Origin of the sequence: Flavobacterium flevense, assembly GCF_900142775.1 — a bacterium.
Taxonomy (GTDB): domain Bacteria; phylum Bacteroidota; class Bacteroidia; order Flavobacteriales; family Flavobacteriaceae; genus Flavobacterium; species Flavobacterium flevense.
Genome location: NZ_FRCC01000002.1, coordinates 332,824 through 352,575 on the forward strand (window position 1 = coordinate 332,824; position 19,752 = coordinate 352,575).

At 34.3% G+C, this 19,752-nt stretch carries 19 protein-coding genes; 10 read left to right on the forward strand and 9 right to left on the reverse strand.

Translation table 11 applies throughout. The features are described from left to right. Positions 1 to 96 precede the first annotated feature (96 nt). Positions 97 to 966, forward strand: a complete 870-nt coding sequence (locus BUB89_RS04590) for an AraC family transcriptional regulator (RefSeq protein WP_073242421.1) — start codon at positions 97 to 99, stop codon at positions 964 to 966. Positions 967 to 1,573: 607 nt separating this feature from the next. On the opposite strand, the gene BUB89_RS04595 is transcribed toward BUB89_RS04590, so the two are convergent. Both BUB89_RS04595 and BUB89_RS04600 read right to left on the reverse strand, forming a co-directional pair. Continuing rightward, a complete protein-coding gene (locus BUB89_RS04595; RefSeq protein WP_073242423.1) occupies positions 1,574 to 2,494 on the reverse strand; it encodes a dihydrodipicolinate synthase family protein in 921 nt (306 codons plus the stop codon). A gap of 234 nt (positions 2,495 to 2,728) precedes the next feature. Further along, the gene (locus BUB89_RS04600; RefSeq protein WP_073242425.1) at positions 2,729 to 4,297 is read right to left on the reverse strand and encodes a sodium:solute symporter family protein; all 1,569 of its coding nucleotides are present in this window, start codon (positions 4,295 to 4,297) and stop codon (positions 2,729 to 2,731) included. Between the two features lie 562 nt (positions 4,298 to 4,859). Between BUB89_RS04600 and BUB89_RS04605 the strand changes: the two genes are divergently transcribed. After that, a complete protein-coding gene (locus BUB89_RS04605) occupies positions 4,860 to 5,096 on the forward strand; it encodes a hypothetical protein (protein ID WP_073242427.1) in 237 nt (78 codons plus the stop codon). Between the two features lie 8 nt (positions 5,097 to 5,104). On the opposite strand, the gene BUB89_RS04610 is transcribed toward BUB89_RS04605, so the two are convergent. The 3 genes from BUB89_RS04610 to BUB89_RS04620 all read right to left on the reverse strand — a co-directional run bounded on the left by BUB89_RS04610 (position 5,105) and on the right by BUB89_RS04620 (position 8,124). After that, positions 5,105 to 6,469, reverse strand: a complete 1,365-nt coding sequence (locus tag BUB89_RS04610; protein WP_073242429.1) for an McrC family protein — start codon at positions 6,467 to 6,469, stop codon at positions 5,105 to 5,107. Then, the gene (locus BUB89_RS04615; RefSeq protein ID WP_073243006.1) at positions 6,466 to 7,854 is read right to left on the reverse strand and encodes an McrB family protein; all 1,389 of its coding nucleotides are present in this window, start codon (positions 7,852 to 7,854) and stop codon (positions 6,466 to 6,468) included. The genes BUB89_RS04610 and BUB89_RS04615 overlap by 4 nt, the downstream gene beginning before the upstream one ends. Positions 7,855 to 7,917: 63 nt before the next feature. Next, the gene (locus tag BUB89_RS04620; RefSeq protein WP_073242431.1) at positions 7,918 to 8,124 is read right to left on the reverse strand and encodes a helix-turn-helix domain-containing protein; all 207 of its coding nucleotides are present in this window, start codon (positions 8,122 to 8,124) and stop codon (positions 7,918 to 7,920) included. Between the two features lie 216 nt (positions 8,125 to 8,340). Between BUB89_RS04620 and BUB89_RS04625 the strand changes: the two genes are divergently transcribed. The 8 genes from BUB89_RS04625 to BUB89_RS04660 all read left to right on the forward strand — a co-directional run bounded on the left by BUB89_RS04625 (position 8,341) and on the right by BUB89_RS04660 (position 16,165). Next, a complete protein-coding gene (locus BUB89_RS04625) occupies positions 8,341 to 8,808 on the forward strand; it encodes a hypothetical protein (protein ID WP_073242433.1) in 468 nt (155 codons plus the stop codon). Positions 8,809 to 8,950: 142 nt separating this feature from the next. Further along, complete coding sequence (locus BUB89_RS04630) at positions 8,951 to 10,069, forward strand: PQQ-dependent sugar dehydrogenase (protein WP_073243008.1); 1,119 nt, start codon at positions 8,951 to 8,953, stop codon at positions 10,067 to 10,069. 79 nt (positions 10,070 to 10,148) lie between these two features. Then, positions 10,149 to 10,607, forward strand: coding sequence for a c-type cytochrome (locus tag BUB89_RS04635; protein WP_073242435.1), 459 nt, complete (start codon positions 10,149 to 10,151; stop codon positions 10,605 to 10,607). An 85-nt stretch (positions 10,608 to 10,692) separates the two neighbouring features. Beyond that, complete coding sequence (locus BUB89_RS04640; protein WP_073242437.1) at positions 10,693 to 11,718, forward strand: hypothetical protein; 1,026 nt, start codon at positions 10,693 to 10,695, stop codon at positions 11,716 to 11,718. 9 nt (positions 11,719 to 11,727) lie between these two features. Next, entirely contained in the window at positions 11,728 to 12,579 is an 852-nt protein-coding gene (locus tag BUB89_RS04645; protein ID WP_073242439.1) for a polysaccharide deacetylase family protein, read from the forward strand. Positions 12,580 to 12,796: 217 nt separating this feature from the next. Continuing rightward, positions 12,797 to 14,233 (forward strand): circularly permuted type 2 ATP-grasp protein, encoded by a 1,437-nt coding sequence (locus tag BUB89_RS04650; protein WP_073242441.1) that lies wholly within the window; start codon positions 12,797 to 12,799, stop codon positions 14,231 to 14,233. Positions 14,234 to 14,272: 39 nt separating this feature from the next. After that, a complete protein-coding gene (locus BUB89_RS04655; protein ID WP_083552492.1) occupies positions 14,273 to 15,226 on the forward strand; it encodes an alpha-E domain-containing protein in 954 nt (317 codons plus the stop codon). 6 nt (positions 15,227 to 15,232) lie between these two features. Then, positions 15,233 to 16,165 carry a transglutaminase family protein gene (locus BUB89_RS04660; RefSeq protein WP_073242443.1) on the forward strand — a complete coding sequence of 311 codons (933 nt, stop codon included), beginning with the start codon at positions 15,233 to 15,235 and terminating at the stop codon, positions 16,163 to 16,165. Between the two features lie 106 nt (positions 16,166 to 16,271). Here the strand turns inward: BUB89_RS04660 and BUB89_RS04665 are convergent, their stop codons facing one another. The 4 genes from BUB89_RS04665 to BUB89_RS04675 are packed head-to-tail and all read right to left on the reverse strand — an operon-like array spanning position 16,272 to position 19,704. Then, positions 16,272 to 17,552 carry a murein hydrolase activator EnvC family protein gene (locus BUB89_RS04665; protein WP_073242445.1) on the reverse strand — a complete coding sequence of 427 codons (1,281 nt, stop codon included), beginning with the start codon at positions 17,550 to 17,552 and terminating at the stop codon, positions 16,272 to 16,274. Positions 17,553 to 17,576: 24 nt separating this feature from the next. Further along, complete coding sequence (locus BUB89_RS04670) at positions 17,577 to 18,353, reverse strand: lipoprotein insertase outer membrane protein LolB1 (protein WP_073242447.1); 777 nt, start codon at positions 18,351 to 18,353, stop codon at positions 17,577 to 17,579. Between the two features lies 1 nt (position 18,354). Further along, positions 18,355 to 18,600: a tetratricopeptide repeat protein gene (locus BUB89_RS18190; protein ID WP_234982519.1), complete on the reverse strand. Its 246-nt coding sequence runs from the start codon at positions 18,598 to 18,600 to the stop codon at positions 18,355 to 18,357. Between the two features lie 12 nt (positions 18,601 to 18,612). After that, positions 18,613 to 19,704: a tetratricopeptide repeat protein gene (locus BUB89_RS04675; protein ID WP_234982521.1), complete on the reverse strand. Its 1,092-nt coding sequence runs from the start codon at positions 19,702 to 19,704 to the stop codon at positions 18,613 to 18,615. Positions 19,705 to 19,752: the final 48 nt, after the last annotated feature.

Consider the following 19,752-nt stretch of genomic DNA (forward strand, 5'->3'; position numbering starts at 1 on the left):
TAGTTATTTGCATGTGTTTATAGGATATTATCATAAAAACATTTGTAATTGTAAAAATTACACTAATTTAGCAAAATAAATCAAAACTCCTTGTTTATGAAGCCTTTATTTCACAAAGTCCCTACGAGCATCCAAAGTTCGTTTGAAGTGCGACACAACAAAGAACCTAATTTTGGTAAGATCTGGCATTACCATCCCGAGCTGGAATTGCATTATGTAATCAAAGGCGAAGGAGTACGCTTTATAGGCGATAACATCAGCAATTTCAGCTCAGGAGAGCTTATTCTGCTTGGTGAAAATTTGCCTCATACCTGGCGTTGTCATGAAGAATATTATCAGAATAAAAAGGATTTAGATGTAGAAGCCATTGTAATTCAGTTTCTACCCGATTGTTTAGGCAAAGATTTCATACACTTACCCGAATCTTTCCTGATTCCGAAACTATTCGAAAAGGCCAAAAAAGGCATGATTATTCATGGAAAAACCCGTGAAAAAGTAATGGAGCAAATGAAAAAAGCACCCAATGCCAATCATATTGACAAGTTGATTATTTTATTAAACATTTTGAAATATCTATCAGAAACGGAAGAATATACCGAAATTACAGCATCGCATGCATTTTATCAATCGAATGAATCGGATTCGATCAGACTCAACCGAATATGCAGTTATACCCTTTCGAATTATAAAAAAGAGATTACTTTAAAAGAAATTGCAGCTTTTAGCAATTTAAGTGTGACTTCTTTTTGCCGCTATTTTAAACTGATGACCAAGAAAACGTATTATGATTTTCTAATAGAAATCAGAATCAGCCATGCGTGTAGATTACTGATTGAAAACAAAGTTCCTACCGAAATGATTTGTTTTGAATGCGGTTTTAATAATGTATCTAATTTTTACCGGCATTTTAAAAAAGTAGCCGGGATTACTCCGATGGAATATAAGAAAAAGTATTTATCGAATTAAGAGATAGCTGTTTTTAAACGCAAAGCCACCAAAGGTTTTTCGCAAAGATTTACAAGAAATAAAGACCGCAAATTCGCAAATTATTTTTAAGTCTTTTGATCTAAATAAATTTGCGAATTTGCGGTAATTTTAATTACAGATAGCAAAAGGTTTTTCGCAAAGATTTGAAAAGAAATTAGTGCATTCGTGGCAAAATTTTAACCGCAAAGAAATCAAAGTTTTTCGCAAAGATTTACAAGAAATAAAGACCGCAAATTCGCAAATTATTTTTAAGTCTTTTGATCTAAATAAATTTGCGAATTTGCGGTAATTTTAATTACAGATAGCAAAAGGTTTTTCGCAAAGATTTTAAAAGAAATTAGTGCATTCGTGGCAACAGCAAACGGCAAGCGATTCAAAAATTATTAACCCATCTGTTCGAAAAATTTCCATTGGAAATTGTATTCAGAACCAAAATTATGGTCAAAAAAAAGTTCTTAACATTTTTATACAATGACCAAAATTGGGAGGAGCGGTCACGACACAAAAACAATCGAACAGACGACTTAATAATCACTAAAAACTAACACTAACCATACACTAACCAAAATGTATTTCTTTTTATAACTTAGAATGATAATTCACTCTGTAGCATATCATATTCTGTTTGCAGCTGATCTACTGCATATTTTACAATCGGAGTAAAATCACCTACTTCTCTGCGGGTAAAATTCGAAATAGGCAAACCTCTTTTTTGTAAAGCATATTTAGCCACTACAGGGTATACATCGTGCATAACACCCATATTAGACTCTAAAAATCTTTGTACTGCCGCTAATTCATCTGCCTTAGAAGCATCATTATAATTGTCACAAATCCAGACAATTAATTCCGGAAAAAAGTTCCCCTGAATACAGGACAATCCTGCCGAACCTGCTTTTAACGATTCGATAGCATGCACCATATACGCATCATACAAACCAAAATCAGGATTTTTTACCACGCTCAGTTTTGCTTTAATCTGATTGATATCTAAACTGGTGTCTTTATGGTAAATTACTCTACCTGTATTAACAAAATCTTCTAACTGAGCAGCAGTCAGCACTCTTTTATAAGGAACCGGACATTCGTAAAAACCCGTTGGAATTCCCGGTGTCAAATCTAATAATTGGTGTACATTGTCAACAAAAACAGCATCCGAATCCGTTTCTTTAGCCAGTAAACCTGAAATCAAAATCACAGCATCGATTCCGGTACCGTATATTTTTTTAGTGAAATCAGCCTGTTCTGCAATGGTTCCTTCAAAAGTTCCCGTAGCCACAATAGGCACCTGACCCGCCACCACATCAACCACATGTTTCGTCACCTGAAGACGTTCTGTTTCAGACAATTCAAACATTTCACTAGACAAACAATTGGCAAATAAACCAGTAACCCCTGACTTTAAATACAATTCTGTAAGATCTGTTAATGTTTTGTAATCAATGCTGCCATCATTATTAAATGGTGTTAACATCACCGGAATAAATCCTTTTTTTGAATTGTTCATCGTTCTTTATTTAGTAATTCGGTAAACATTAAACTGGCAATCAGTCCGTAATTACCGCTATAATCTTTTTCTTTTTTTAAACACAAAGCACACTAAGATTTTTTCTTTGATGCCGTTTATAAAACACAAAGTTCACAAAGCTTCTCCGCCTTCCAACTTCTTTATTCTATTTTCTTTATTCCAACTCCCAACTCCCAACTTCTGCCTTCTGCCTTCTAACCTCTAACTTCCTCTCTAAATACTGCTTTCCAGTTTTTTTCCTCTGATTCGGGTAATGATAATTCCTGTCAAAAAGATACTTAGCGTTCCTATTACAATAATCATATTGGTATCAAAAGGACTTTTTAAAGCCGGATAACTCACCGCAATTTTGTCTGAAAGAGACATCCATAAAATCACCACTAACCCAATGGCTGTTGCGATCATCGCTTCCAGGTTTTTAGACTGTCTGCTCAGAATTCCTAACAAGAACAATCCCAACATTCCGCCTGAGAATATTCCGCTCAGTTCCCACCAGATATCCAGAACACTCTTAGTTCCTATCAGCATAATTCCCACACCCATTCCGGCAATCCCAAAAACGGCTGTAGCAATATAAAGCAGTCTTAAAAATTGCTTTTCTCCTAAATCAGGATTGAAATATCTTTTATAAATATCAATGCAAAAAACTGTTGCCGTAGCATTCATCCCCGAACTGATTGTACTCATTGCCGCCGACATAATAGCCGAAATAATCAATCCTACTAATCCGGTTGGAATTTCTTTTACCATAAACATCGGCATTACTTTATCACCATAATCCGATGGTTTCAGGTTTTGTGCTGCAGCCTTAATCTGTTCGGCAGTGCTTCTTAAAGGAAGTCCCTCAGCAGCTGCTTTTAACTTTACACCTTCAATTAATTCAGGATTAATATTATAATAGGCATACAGACAAGAACCAATAATAAAAAACAGTAACGAAATAGGCACATACATCAAAACACAAATCCATAGAGATTTAGCCGCTTCTTTTTTAGTCGTAGCTGCGTGGTATCTTTGTACATAATTCTGGTCGATACCAAAGTTGTTCAGGTTGATAAAAAAACCATATAATAAAATAACCCAGAAAGTAGGCGAACTAAAATCGAGTGAAAAAGACCCCAGACTGAATTTATCATTGGCATTCCCTATTTCGATAATCTCACTCACACCGCCCGGCACTTTGTTAATAATGGTAAACAAAATCAATAAGGCTCCAAAAGTCAGTAAAACCGCCTGAATTACCTCAGTCCAGATCACCGCTTCAATTCCGCCCGAAACCGTATAAATTACAATACAAATACCCACAACCAGCATGATCGACTGCATGTCATAACCCGTAAGTGCCTGTAAACTCAACGCAATTCCAAAGAAAATCGAACCCATTCTGGCCAGCTGCGTAAAAATAAAGCACACCACCGCATACGTTCTTGCCCATAATCCAAAACGTTTTTCCAAATGCGAATAAGCCGAAACTTCCTGTACGCTTCTGTAAAACGGAATGAATAATTTGTACGCAATAATTGCCGCAAAAGGCATCGACAAACTAAACACAAAAGCACTCCAGTTGCTGCCAAAAGCTTTTCCGGGAACACCTAAAAAAGTATTACTACTCAGGAAAGTAGCGTACAATGACAACCCAATAGCCCAACCCGGAATCGCTCCCGAAGCCTTCGTATATTGCTCTGAACTCTTGTTTTTTCTGGAGAAATAAATTCCCACGCCTATCATAATCATCAAGTAAATGACAATAATAGCGATATCTAATAATGGTAAGTTTTTCATTTATTAAAGATGGGATTTTATATTTAATTTCTCACCACCAATAAACATATCCTACAACGTATTGATGATTTTACAAAAATATCCCAAAACTACAACGATTTCCTATGAAATTTTTTCAGGATATTATAGGATATTATCATAAAGCTTCTCGATACATTTTTGGCTTGTCAAGTTGCTGTTCAAAACAAATTCCTTCAAGCCAAAAATACTCGAAGTGACGTAACAGTAGTCAGTTCGAGTGAATTTTCGGAAAATGCGAATAGCTTTTTCCGAAAATTTGTATCGAGAACTATTTTTATAAGAAGCCAATTCCCGCCCTTCGCTCCACTCTTATTTATAGTCTTGTTTTTTCTAAGCGCCAAAAAGGAGCTCCTAAAGTCGCTCTTTTGGCACAAGAAAAAAATACAAGCCTAAAAAATAAGGAGTTCCTCTGCGGTCAGAGCTAGGGGAATATATTGAACAAACAACTTATGAACAATCACGAATTGTGACTCTTATGCCGTTGCACCAAAAGCAACATTCCGATAGATTTGTAAACATAAATTATATTTAATTACAAACTATGGATATTAAAAACATTACTCAACTCTTGATTGAAAATACAGAAATCGGATTTCAAATTACCAAAAGCAGTGGTCTTTTTACAAGTACATGGTTAATTTATACAAAAGAAAATTATTATTATTATTTTGATATTAGCGAAGAAATAATTTTTGATGAAAACCACAGATATTCATTAGAAGAAATTAGAAAAGAATTAAATAACAATTATTATCAAATAGATTGTGAAATCTTCTAAGAATGTAATTAAACAATTATACTTTTTTCAATCTTATTAAGCTCGATCATTAATACTTTTTTTACTTCAATAATAAATTCTTTTTTTAATGGAATTCCACATATAAAAACAGTATTTGAAGATTGGTTTATACTATTCATATAACTAATTTTCTTTATCTCAACCTCATCAGAAGGATAACAAAGAAATCCATATTTAGCATCCATTTTACTAAATGAAGAATAAGCCATAATTTGATGTAAATCATACCTATGAACATCTTTCAATTTTTCATTCTTATCAAATTTGTTATAAAGATTCGATTTATATTTTGCATCAATAAACACAAGAAGGTTATCTTTTTGATAGATAGCATCAGGCTCTAAATGTTTTAATTCCCAAGAATAATGATTTGAAGTTTTAGAATGTAATTTGAAATTTGAAAATAAACGACCTCCTGTTTCTTTTGAAACCTCTTTAAAAATATATTGAACAAATTTTTCAAAAACATCTGAAAAATCTACTCTCCATGCAGTACTAGAAATAAAATTGAAATTTAAAACCTTATTAGCTTGGATTTTACATTTTTCTACAATAGGATTATCATACGATTTTAATACAATATTATTGACAGAAGTAGGTTTATGCAAATAGAGTTTTTCATCAAGAAATAATAATCTTGCCCTAATTAGATTCTTTATTCTTTGAGGGGTATTTGAAGATAATAATTCGAATTTACACAAATCAAAAACATAGCGAATTTCAGAATACTCCTTATGAAACTCACTCAAAATATTTTTCTTTGTTGGAAATTTTAGTCTATTTTTATATTCTTGACTTACATATTTATTCCAATTTATTTGACCTATTGGTTCAAGAGTAGTTTTTTCAACACTATCAAATTTTCGCCAAGAAGTTTTTATTAACATTTCAAGAGAATCAATAAATTTTACAGCTTCTAAATATAAAGGTGGTCTAAAATTCTTTCCTGAAGCTAATGGCAAACTATCTATTACTTGTGGACTTATTTCAGTCCCTAAAAGATTCAGAATTTCAATATAATCCTCAAATCTATCCCGACCAGTAAATCTTGGCATAACAACAAAATCACCTATTTGTTTTCCCGTATCGGAAGCTCGTAATGGAATAGTTCCAATATATTGAGAAGTTTGAAAAGCTAAAGTTGTATTTTGATCAGTACCAACTATTAATGGATTAACTCCTAAAAATTTAAAATTGTCACAATTATAATCAATAAATTTTTGTAAATATTGACCAATAATTCTTTTATCGGCTGACTTAAACCACTTCTTTTGCAAAGCAAAACCATTTAACAAAACTGGCTTTTCTGTTAAACAAGGTATTTCACAAAAAACATCTAAAAGCGTACTCATTCGAAAAGTGATTGATTAATTCTAACTTGAAAATAATTATTAAATTCTTCTTTAGAACTTCTAACTAAACCTTCTTGTAAATACTCTTTAATTAATGGGAAAATTTCATGTTTAATTCGATAACTCATTTCTTGATCTGATGAAGCTAAGAAATATCCTTGCCCAGGTTGCAATGAAAGTTCATTACTTGTTGCGTACCAATCAAATATTTCTTGTATTCTACAAAAATCATCTTTATAAAAATCTTTCGATTCAATCAATTTTGGCTTTAAAGTATACCATGCAAATCTTCTTCTTAAAGCAAAATCGACAACTGCCAAACTTCTATCTGCAGTATTCATTGTAGCAATAACATTAAAATTTTCTGGTAATCTACTAATTTTAAAACCTGGATAAATTTCAATTTCAACATCGGAATCTTCCATTTTGTGTTCAAATAAATAAAATATCGGACCTAAGACATTTGATAAATTTGCTCTATTAATTTCATCAATAATTAAAACTATTTTCTCAGTTTCATGTTCTTTAGCATATTTTACAGCCTCAGTAAAAATTCCTAATAATTCAGTATAATTTAGTTCCTTATTATTAACATCAGGTCTAATTCCATATATAAAATCGGAAAAACTGGTTTCTGCATGAAATTGAGTGAAAAATATTTGAGCTCCTATATTTTTTGCAACCATTTTTGCAGTCCTCGTTTTACCAGTACCCGGAGGACCTTGAAGTACTATAAATTTTCTTTCATTAAGTAAATTTTCAATTTCTTTTACATCATCAATTTTTGCCTTTTTTAAAAAAGGGCTAAGGGCTTCTGAAATTGCTTTTCTATGGTCTTTATTTGAAGGCCATTCTCTTAATTTTGCGTAGCCAGCAACAAAAGCAGCTATAATTTTTTTTCCATCCTCACTTTCAGGATTATCAATTATTTGGCACACTGGCAATACTTTACTATATGTTCTGATAGTATTTTTAATGTGTTGTAAATCATCATTTCCTGTTATTTTTTTAGGCAAACTTGTATCGATATCTGAAAAATCAGATTTACAAAAACCTCTTTCGTTAATAAGTTTTGAAAACAGCCTCCTAAGTCCTGGATAAGTAGCTAATTCATAATCATTTTTAAATCCATTTGATCCAATACCTAAGCAAACTAACCATGCTTTATTTTGATCATTAGGAAAAATGGTTAATGAAAAATCATGAAATGGACCAGAAATCTCTTCTTCAGGATGAATAAAACCAAAAAATGCACCATTATCTTTTAGTGCCTCCTGACCAATGTTTCTGCGTTCAACATATGATTTATTATGTTCATTTTCAATTTTAGCTCCAAATTCTGCTGCTTTTTCTTTTATAAAATCTCTTATATTATCTATAATCATTTCCGTTTTAAATATTGTGTTATTTATTGTAATCAGACGATCTTTATAATTGAACATCAGCTTCTAGCCATCAAATAAGTCTTTAATTTTCACATCAAGAGCTTTCGCTAATCTTTCAACAACTTCGATTGAAACATTTCTTTCTCCTTTTTCTATTGTTGGTAAATATGTTCTGTCAATTTCAGCAAGATTAGCAAGTTTTTCCTGAGAAAGACCTTTAGACTTTCTCAATTCTTTTATTTTCAGTCCAAATTTTTGTTTAATATCCATGTTAACAAAAATTGCAAAATGTTGACTCTAAAACAACGGAGTATACTCCGGTTTTTTTATCTTTGAAAAGTATCTTGTCATTGAAATTAGAGTATAAGTAAAAGATAGAGAACATGTGAATCATGGAAAAATTAAATTTAGAAGCATATTTTAAAAATAGAAACTCTAAACTAAAACAATAGAGCTCTTTATTTTATTTATAAAAAACAACAACCAATGGGATATAGTGTAGAAATAATATTTGGAAAAAAACAAGTAAAAAAACATTTACTAAAAGAACCATTTACAGATTATGAAAATTTAATTAATCGGAAAAAATATGAATTCGAAACATATCTTGAAAAGGTTTATTTCTATAAAGGCCTAAGTGAAGGAATTCGAAGTAATGAATTTGAAATTATAAAAGATCTTAAGATAAATTCTAATAAAGAAATAGAAAATCAATCAGAATTTGATTACTGGGGCTTTATAGGCAAATATTATCCAAACTATTCTCATTGTGATAATGTTTTACTTAGTGATATTTTGACTAGAAAATTAGATGGTGAAGAAATTAGTGAAAGCGATGAAGAATACATAAAAGATTGGGATGTGAGAAAGGAGTTGATGGAACTTGATAAAGAACTTCTAAGCAAAGCGTTTGAAGCTTTTTTTAATATAGCTTATCCGATAGAACCTAAATAGTATCTCTTTTTATATTATTTAAACCTATTGTAATGTATCGCAGTCATTGAGCATGAAATTGCTCAATGAAAACCAAAAAACTGATAAACCTCTTCAATTCAACTTTTTTATTATCTTTAAAAAAAGTTTTAAGAAGCAAATTATGAAGCCATTAGCGATAGTATTATTTTCCTTTTTTATTGTGAATTGTGAAGCACAGTCAAAAAAAGAGAACGACATTCAATTACAGGAAGAAACCAAAAACTACACTTTAGAAACCGTAGTAGAGGGCATTAACAATCCTTGGGGAATGGTTTTTTTACCCGATGGCTCACTGTTAGTAACGGAGAAATCAGGGATTTTATACCATATTACTAACGGTACAAAAACCGAAGTAAAAAATGTTCCTGCGATTTACAACCGTGGACAAGGTGGTTTACTGGATGTTGTATTGCATCCTAAATATGCTCAAAACGGTTGGATTTACATTACCTATGCTTCCACCGAAGGTGAAGGCACAGGTGGAAACACCAAATTAATCCGGGCTAAACTGGAAAACGAAAGTCTGACACAAATAGAATCTTTATACAAATGCGAGCCCAATACTACCAAAGGGCAGCATTTTGGCTCCCGAATTGTATTTGACAATGCCGGTTATTTGTATTTTTCGGCTGGAGAACGCGGCAATCATTTTGTAAATCCGCAGGATATTAGCCGCGACAACGGGAAAATTTACCGCCTGAATGACGATGGCAGCATCCCGAAAGACAATCCGTTTGTGGGGAAAGAAAACGCCAAAGAAGCTATTTATTCGTACGGTCATCGCAATCCGCAAGGAATGGCAATACATCCTGAAACGGGTGTTCTGTGGGAACACGAACACGGTCCACAAGGCGGTGACGAAATCAATATTGTCAAAAAAGCGGCAAACTACGGTTGGCCTGTGGTTACTTACGGTATTGATTATGATAATTCGGTTATCAGTAACGAACAAACCAAAACAGGAATTGAAAACCCTTTGTATTACTGGCTGCCTTCTATCGCTCCCAGCGGAATGGTATTTGTAACCAGTGATAAATATCCGGACTGGAAAGGGCATTTATTAGTAGGTTCGCTTAAATTTCAATATTTGGAATTAGTAAAACTTAATGGTGAAAAAGTCACCGCCAGACAAAAAATTGCGACCGATGTGGGTCGTTTACGTAGCGTAACTCAGGGACCGGATGGCTTTATCTACATGGGTGTAGAAGGAAAAGGAATTGTAAAAATCATACCCAACTAATTACCGCGGATGGCGAAGCAATCTGTTATAAAAACGAAAGCAAACGCTTCGATAAATTAAAACCAGAAAATAAATTAAAATGCTGTTTACTAAAATAAATTTTGGCGTAAGCCTGACACTTTTAATGGGTTTGTATTTTTCAAATCCCACACATTTTACCCATTCCAATAATGATTATTTGCCTTTAAAAGAAGAGCAGCAAACTCCGTTGCAAAAAAGCATGGCACGCGGTAAAGAAGTCTATACTGATTTTTGTATGCAATGCCATCTGGCAACAGGAAAAGGAAATGGTACTACTTTTCCACCTTTGGACGGTTCCGACTGGCTGAAAAAGAAAAGAGCCGAAAGCATTCACGCCGTGAAATACGGTCAAAAAGGCGAAATCACAGTCAATCAGAAAAAATTCAATATGATGATGCCTCCCATGGGCTTAAGCAATGAAGAAATTGCTGATGTCATGAACTACATCATGAATTCCTGGAGTAACAAAACGACAAAAATGGTTACCGTTCAGGAAGTGGCTTCGATAAAACCTTAAAAAAGACCAATAAAAATTAAATTTCAAGATAGAAATTGATGGTATTAAATACGCTATATTTGCTATTTAATACCATTTCTTTTTTATGAAAAAATATGCTTTTGCAATTCTCACCCCTATTTTATTTTTACTTTTTACCAATTGCAAACAAAGCGAAACCCGCACCGACGAAAATTCTAAAAATGATACGATAGCGGTAAAAACAGATTCGGTTTCGCCGAAAGCAAATACTGTTATTGATACTGCGGACTTTAACCGAAGGATGCTTGCGTTAAGCAATCAGGATACCACCGGAAGATGGCCTGTAAAAGCACCGTATCCTTTACCGGGCGCTTTATTGCCTTATCACCGGATTATTGCTTTTTACGGTAATTTATATTCTAAAAGAATGGGCGTTTTAGGCGAATATCCTAAAGAAGAAATGCTGGCAAAACTTCAGGAAGAGGTTGCTAAATGGCAGGCTGCCGATTCGACTGTAACTACGATTCCGGCGTTGCATTATATTGCTGTTTCGGCACAGGCTGCTCCCGGAAAAGCAAACCGTCATAACATGCGAATGCCTTTTAAACAAATTGACACCTTACTAAACTGGGCAAAACCCATCAATGCTTTGGTTTTCTTAGACATTCAAATAGGTCACAGCACGGTAAAAGAAGAAGTCAGCCAACTGGAAGAATACCTTGCTTTACCCAATGTTCATTTAGGACTTGATCCTGAATTCTCAATGAAGGGCGGTCATATTCCAGGTAAAAAAATTGGAACCATGTCAGCCGATGATATTAATGATGCGATTGACATTTTGGCGAGAATTGTCCGTGAAAAAAAATTAGCACCAAAAGTATTGGTTGTTCATCGTTTTACTCAGGGAATGGTAACTAATTACAAAGCTATTAAAACGGTTCCCGAAGTTCAGATTGTCATGGACATGGACGGTTTTGGGAGTCAGGTTTTAAAGCGTTCTACCTATTTAAGATACATTTTCAGAGAGCCGGTTCAATTTACAGGTTTTAAATTGTTCTATAAAAATGACAATTGGAACGATTGGAAAATATACACTCCGGAGCAATTGTTGCAGTTTACTCCCAAACCAAGTTACATTCAGTTTCAATAATTTTTAGCCATGAAAAAAGTAATCAGCATCGCAATGGTGAGCCTTTTTTGGATGTTCAGTTGCCAGCAAACCGCAGTTCCAGTTACAACCAAAGCTGCTGTTACAGATACTATTAGTACTCCAAAAAAGGAAGCTAAATTAATAGCCAACGATGCCGCTGCCATACTGGCTCAAAAAGAAGTACCCATTTTATGCTATCATAATATCAAGGATTTTTCAGCTTCTGCCGGAGAAATGACTAAAACTTATACGGTAAAACCAGCCAATTTTGCTGAACAAATGAAAGCCTTAGCCGATGCCGGTTACCATAGTATTTTGCCTGATCAGTTGTATAATTATCTGGTTTATAACAAAGCATTACCTGAAAAGCCGGTGATGATCACCTTTGACGATACCCGAGGCGAGCAATACAGCATTGGCGCAGCCGAAATGAAAAAATATAATTTTAAAGGTGTTTTCTTTGTGATGACGGTTTCCATCAACCGCCCTAATTATTTAAGCACTGCCGAAATTAAAGACTTATCTGATTCCGGAAACTGTATTGCAGCTCACACCTGGGATCATCACATGGTGACGAAATATGGTGGCGAAGACTGGAATACCCAATTGGTTAAACCAAAAGCCAGACTGGAAGAAATCATTGGAAAACCAATCACTGATTTTGCTTATCCCTTTGGACTATGGAATGCAGCAGCCATTCCTGAGATTAAAAAAAGTGGGTATAAAATGGCGTATATTCTTTCTACCAAAAGGGATTCGATAGATCCGTTATTTACTGTTCGACGCATGATTGTTTCCGGAAACTGGTCTACTGACCGTATGATGAAAGCAATGGAAACTACTTTTTCCAATACTAAATAAACGGCTTATAACTTCCTCTGGTTGAGAAATCTAAAAAAAATGGGACTTAAAAACACTAATTCTCAATAAACATATCTACAAAAAAAGAATGCTGTATTAATTACATTATTCATAACAATATTGAAAATACGTATTAATAAATTTGTTAAATTAGCCTAAAGACTAATATTTTTTTAACCAAAATTAGTTTTTATTAATTTTTTAATAATTTATTAAAATGGTAAATCTGACACCTAAATTAAGCCCGAAAGGATGGGATGAAATGTTTTCTAAAGACGGCGTAAGGGATTCTTACAAGCAGGTCTTGCAAACATTAGAGAGTTTAAATATTGACAAGCTCAATTTAAAACTGAAACAGGCTTCGGATATTTTCATGAATCAGGGGATTACATTTACGGTTTACAGCGATGACAACCAGGGCATCGAAAGAATTTTTCCTTTTGACATTATTCCCAGAATCATTACCAAAAACGAATGGCTGGAAGTCGAAACCGGAATTGCCCAACGATTAAAAGCGTTAAACCTGTTTCTGGAAGACATTTACAACGAACAGCTGATTATAAAAGAAGGCATTATGCCTGCTTCGTTAATTGCTTCCTGTCCGCATTATATTCCGGAAGTACATGGAATTAAAGTACCGCATGACATTCATGTTCATATTGCCGGCATCGATTTAATCAGAGGCGAAAAAGGAGAATTCTATGTGCTGGAAGATAACTTAAGGTGTCCCAGTGGTGTGAGTTATATGCTCGAAAACAGGGAGATTACCAAACGTATTTTTCCGGAAATGTTTCGTGCCAATAATGTAAGCATGGTGGCTAATTACCCGATGATTTTCCATAACATTTTGATTTCGCTTTCGCCAAGGAGCATCTCTAATCCTAATGTGGTTTTACTGACTCCGGGTGTTTACAATTCGGCATATTATGAGCATACTTTTTTAGCCAGACAAATGGGTATTCCGCTGGTGGAAGGACGCGATCTTGTAGTAAACAATCATAAAGTCTACATGAAAACCACCTCCGGCCTGCAACAGGTAGATGTTATTTACAGACGTCTGGACGATGAATATCTTGATCCATTGGTTTTCAAACCCGATAGTGCTTTAGGTGTTCCCGGATTGATAAGCGCTTATAAAATGGGGAATGTTGCCTTAGTTAACGCTGTGGGAAATGGCGTTGCTGATGACAAAGCTATTTATGCTTATGTGCCACAAATGATTAAATATTATTTGAACGAAGAACCTATTCTGAAAAATGTTCCTACTTACCAAATGGAAAATAAGGAAGAACGTGAATTAGTTTTTGCCGACATGGGAAATATGGTAATTAAAGAAACCAATCAGAGTGGCGGTTACGGAATGGTAATGGGCAACAAGGCCACCGAAGAAGAACTGGAAGCGGCTAAAGTGGCTATTTTAAACAATCCGCGCAATTTTATTGCCCAGCCTATTATTCAGTTAAGTACTGTTCCCTGTTATATTGACGGCGAATTAAAGCTCCGTCATGTTGATTTAAGACCTTATGCTCTTTGTGGTCCTAACGGAGTACAAATTGTTCCCGGCGGACTTACCCGTGTGGCGCTGACCGAAGGTTCGCTGGTAGTGAATTCCTCTCAGGGCGGCGGAAGTAAGGATACCTGGATTATGAAATAAACGAAGTCGAAACTGTTTTTAAACTTTAAAAAAAAAATTATGGAAGTAAATATGCTCAGTCGTGTAGCCGACGGAATGTTTTGGCTTAACCGATACATGGAAAGAACCGATGGGATGTTGCTTACCCTCAACACCCTTTACATCATGTCTTTTGATCAGGAGACAAATGATTATCAGGGGTACAAACCTTTATTAAAATATTACACGGATTTATCTCCGGAATACATAGCCGAATTTCAGCACGACACTAATTTTGTATTGAAATATGTCATTTGCGACAGCAAAAACCTTAATTCGGTTCGGAATTTAATTACCAAAGCCAGAGAAAATGCAAGAGGTTCTCAGGATAAAATTACCAAGGAATTGTGGGAACACATCAATTCGATGTACCATTACATCAATTTACCTGACTTGCCTAAAAGACTGGAAACGCCTGAAGCGATTAATATTTTGGCAAAACTTAACAAGGATTTCCTGCTGTACAATGGGATTTTTCACGTGACGATGCCCAGAGGATTAGGCTGGTGTTTTTCAAGCATTGGTAAACATATTGAAAGATGTTTGCAAACCATTTCGATGACACAATCTTATTATGCCCCGATTGAATACAATCTGGAAGGAAAAGAAGATTTATTGTATTGGCGAAAATTATTATTGTCTTTATCCGGTTATGAATTGTATTTGAAAAGCTATAGCAATATTCCGCACAATCGAAAAGTCATCCAACATGTGATTTTCAATCCTGATTTTGCTCATTCGGTAATCTTTACGCTTGGTTTGATCGAAACCTATTTGGATTGTGTTTTTAAAAACAACAATCTGATGGAAGCCCGAACGATGCGCAATCAATTTGGACGATTAAAAAGCTACGTAGAATATACTGATTACCATCATCTGACCAATTATCAATTAGAACAAGTACTTAAAAATACCAAAGACCAGCTGAATGAATTTTCAATGGATTTCTCTAAATTATTCTTTTCATATACCTAAACCACAATGGCAGTTTTCAACATCATCCATATTACAAGATACAAATACAACCTACCTATCAAAGAAAGTATTAACGAGATTCGCTTGTTTCCGCATAACTTTGAAAATCAGGATGTGTTGCAATACCAGCTTTTAATTTCTCAAAATCCTAATGTGTCTATAACAAAAGATTATCACGGCAACAGAGTGGGAAATTTTAATACCTTAGAAGCTCACACCGAAATGACTATTGAATCCCGAATGCTCGTTCGTGTGAATCATTCGCTTAAAATTCCGGAAATTGATGCTACTACAGTAGCCGATTTAGATTTCCAAAATGATATTTACCTGTTGCGTCTTTGTTATCCGGAAACCATTACAAAACAAGATGAAATTAATGCTATTTTAAAAGAAATCAATCACGAAAACAAGTCGATTATAGACATTGCTTTTGATTGCAGCCAATACATTTACACGCATTTTACCTATACCAAAGGGATTACCAATATTGAAACTACAATAGATGAAATTTTAGGGCATAGAAAAGGCGTTTGCCAGGATTTTGCGCATGTGCTTTTACAACTTTTAAGAACTGCCGGCATCCCGTCCAGATATATAAGCGGCTATATTTGCCCTAACGAAAGCGGACTTAGAGGTGAAGGTGCCACACATGCCTGGGTAGAAATTTACACGCCCAAACAAGGCTGGCTGGGCATTGATCCTACAAACAATATTTGGACTATGGACAACCATGTCAAATTATCGGTAGGAATCAATTTTACCGATTGTACTCCGGTAAAAGGAACTTTCAAAGGCGTTTCCAAGCAAACACTTTCGGTTTTTGTTTCCATTGGTTATGAAGATGGCCGCCATTTTGAAGAAATTAATGATGTAGAACTTCAAAAAAATTCCATTGAATTTCAGCAACAATTAGTGTATGCGGAACAGCAGCAGCAATAGATTTTTATAGAAAAACAAACTACAGTCAACATCATTTTAGACATAAAAAAAGCGAATCAGAAAATCCGATTCGCTTTTTGCTTTTATTTAATAGTCCAATAGTCCGCTAATTAGCCAGCCAACCCTGTGGATTCATATAGGTTGTATTTTGAGAAATGATGAATTTCAGTACTGTCTTTCCGGTATCTCCACTGGTACGAATTCTACCCAGACTTTGTTTGATACTTACTTTCTCTCCCGAAGAAACGCTAACAGAGCTCAGGTTTTGATAAACCGTAAAATAATCTCCATGCTGAATCATTACCGCTTTATTTGCAGGTGTTATTAGCCAGATACGCGATACTACTCCTGCAAAAACAGCTCTTGCATTTGCTCCTTCATTAGTGGTAATTTCTACACCGCTGTTGTGTACTACTAATGTATTGTAAATAGGATGTGCCTGATCACCGTAACCTAATGAGATAAATCCTTTTTCAACCGGCCATGGTAATTTTCCGCGGTTTGCTTTAAAATTATCGGCAATGACCTTGTCTTCAGGAGTCATCTCGATTCTTGAAGAGGATACTGATCCTCTGGAAACTGTTGCCGATTTTCCTGTGTCTGATTTTGATTTGTCACCGCTGGCTGCCGCTTTAGCACGTTCTGCAGCTGCTTTTCTATTAGCTTCAGCAATGGCTTCGCGAATTAAACGGTTAATCTGAGCATCGATTGTTTTAGATTCTCTTTGTTTTTTTCGAATATCAGAAACAATTTTGTTTTTATCTTTTTTAATCGAATTTACCAGTTTTTCCTGTTCCTGCTTTTCTTTTACCAGCGCCAGTCGTTCCTTTTTATTTTCTTCCAGTAGTTTTTGTTTGGCAATTTTCTGAAGCTTTAATTTTTCATTAATGCTATGTAATTCTGTTGATTTCTTATTGATTTCCTCCCCTTGCGATTTTCTAAAACTGGTATATTGTTTTAAATATTGTGCCCTTTTATAAGCCTGAAGGAAATTCTCAGAAGAAAGAATAAACATCGCCCTGCTTTGCTCGGAACGGCTTTTGTATGAATTTACAATTTTCTTAGCGTAATCTTCTTTTAAAATATCCAGTTCCCTGTTTAGCTTATTAATTCTAAGTTGGTTGCGATACATATCATCCGCTAAAAGCCGGGTTTGCTTTTCGGTGGTATTGATCAAATTCTCTTTCAGTCTGATTTTGTTCTTTTGAATCAAAAAAACATTCATCGCCGATTTTTCCTTTGACTTGACGTTTTGCAACATCTTTTCATTGTCTCTGATTTCTCTTTGAATTTGAGCTTTTCGTTGTTCTAACTTTTCTTGCTGAGACTGGCTCCACATGGTAGCAGTCAGGCATACAAATAACAGACTAAGGAAATATTTTGGCATCTTAAGAAATATTTTTTTGCAAATTTACTTAATTATTATTCTTTTGTAACCATCCGGAACACTATATGGAAAAGAAAGTTCTTCATTAAATGAAACCGAGTTGTAATTTAAGTTAATTTCCGATTTTCCTTTAGGCTGCTCCGTTTTAATCTCAACACTGGCCGGCAAATTGGCTTCTTTATATGCCACTCTTTCCGGATAACTAATCTGAATGTTTCTGTTTTTATCCGTCTGGCTTACTTGCTGTTTGTTTACCGTAAAATCATTTGGATTAAAATAATAACTTTTTTGTGTATTTCCATTAGAAGCATCATCGAGACGATACATATTATCAAGCAAAATTTTAGTGTATTTTCCTTTATTCAAATCGTCCAGTGCTTCTCCGGTAAGCATATTCTGAATTTTATTATAATCTAAATCTGTTCCTAACCATTGGCTCAGGGCTGTAAAATCACCTTCAAAATAAGTTCCTTTTATTTTTTCGTAATAACTCACCGAAGTTGGAGTTATCGAAGCTTTAGCCATTGTAATCCCTAAAAAACGAATGCTAACAAGGATTTGCTGGTCTTTCTTTATTTTAATCTCAGCAGTAACATTTTGCGTTTGTTTTTCATCAGAAAATCGCGCATTCGCTTTAATATATAAGGTAGAAAAATCACTTTTATTGTTATAGTGATTGTCTATTATTCTTGCTGCTTTCATGTCATCAACTGCTTCTGTAACCGTTGTTGATGTCACAGCGGCTTTAGGTTTACAGGAAACCATCGCTATAATTACTAATACTACTATTATTCTGTCCATCTTACTTTTGTTTTTTTAATAATTCATTGGCTTTAGAGAAATAAAATTCTTTTTTAGTGGTATCGCCTAAACCATTGTAAGCTTCTCCTAACTGAATATTATAATTTATTTCTAATGTTGGATTTTCTACTACATAATCCATGCCTGTTTCAAACATTTCTTTTGCTTTTTTAAATTCTTTCAATTGATTATAGGCTAAACCGGCATAATAATAAAATTGCGGCTGGGCTGGATATAAATCCACCATATCAGAAGCAAATTAAGCCATTTGTCCAAAATTATTAGACTGTAAATACACATCAAGCAAAAGCAAAGCTGTTTCAACATCAGCGGGACTATTACTTTTAAGCGTTAATTCATAGTATTTTATTGCCTTATCCCATTGTTTTTTATTATGATAATATTTACCTACCTCCTGAGTTACGTTTACATTTTTATCATTATCGAAATAAGCAATGGCTTTATCTAAATCGGCAGTAAATTGTGGATTTGTATTGAGATAAATTAGAAATTCATTGAAAATACGGTGCTTTATTTTACTATCTATTTTAGCACTGGCTAATACAATGTTCATTGCTTTTATGGCTTTTTCACTTTCGTTATTGACTAAATGGCTTTTGAACAAACTTACCTGTGCCCACTCCGAATTCGGGATTTCCTTTTCTAATTTTCGGGCGGTTTCCAGAACCTTTTCCAGATCGTCTTTTTTAGAATAGTAATAAATCAGCGAAATGTAATTAGATTCTTCTTTGGGATATTTGTTTATTTGGTTGACCAGATTAACAATTTCAGCATCCTGATATTTCCCTTGGGACAAAATCTGAAGTTTGTAGTTTTCTCTTCTTTCTGATTTTCCGGCTGTTTCATTCAACTCATTAATTAATTCCAATGCTTTGTCAAATTCACCTGTATTCATATACAATGACGTTAAATCTTCCTTGAATGCAGGGTCGAAAAGAATGAGTTTGTTAATCACTTTAACCCCATCAACATAATCTTTCGTGGCATAATCAACATCATACATTCCTATTAAAAACCATTTGTTTGCAGGATCTAATGTACTGGCTTTTTCGAAAGAAGAATAGGCGTTTTTGTAGTCTTTTTGAGCGAAATAATTTTTACCTAATTCATGATAAATGGTCGCATTATTGGGTTCTATTTTCAGGCAACTTTCCAGTGAGACAATGGCTTTATCATAATTTTCAATCGCCTTTTGTTTTAAAGCTTCAAAAAAGTAATCTTTAAATTTATTGTCTTCCAGCTTAATTTCTTCGGGTTCTGTTTGAGCCCATGACAAAGCCGAATTGCATAGCAAAACCAACATTATCAGTAAAGAAACTACCTTTTTCATTTTGTCCAACAAACATTAAAATAATCAAATCACCATTAAGAAATTAAG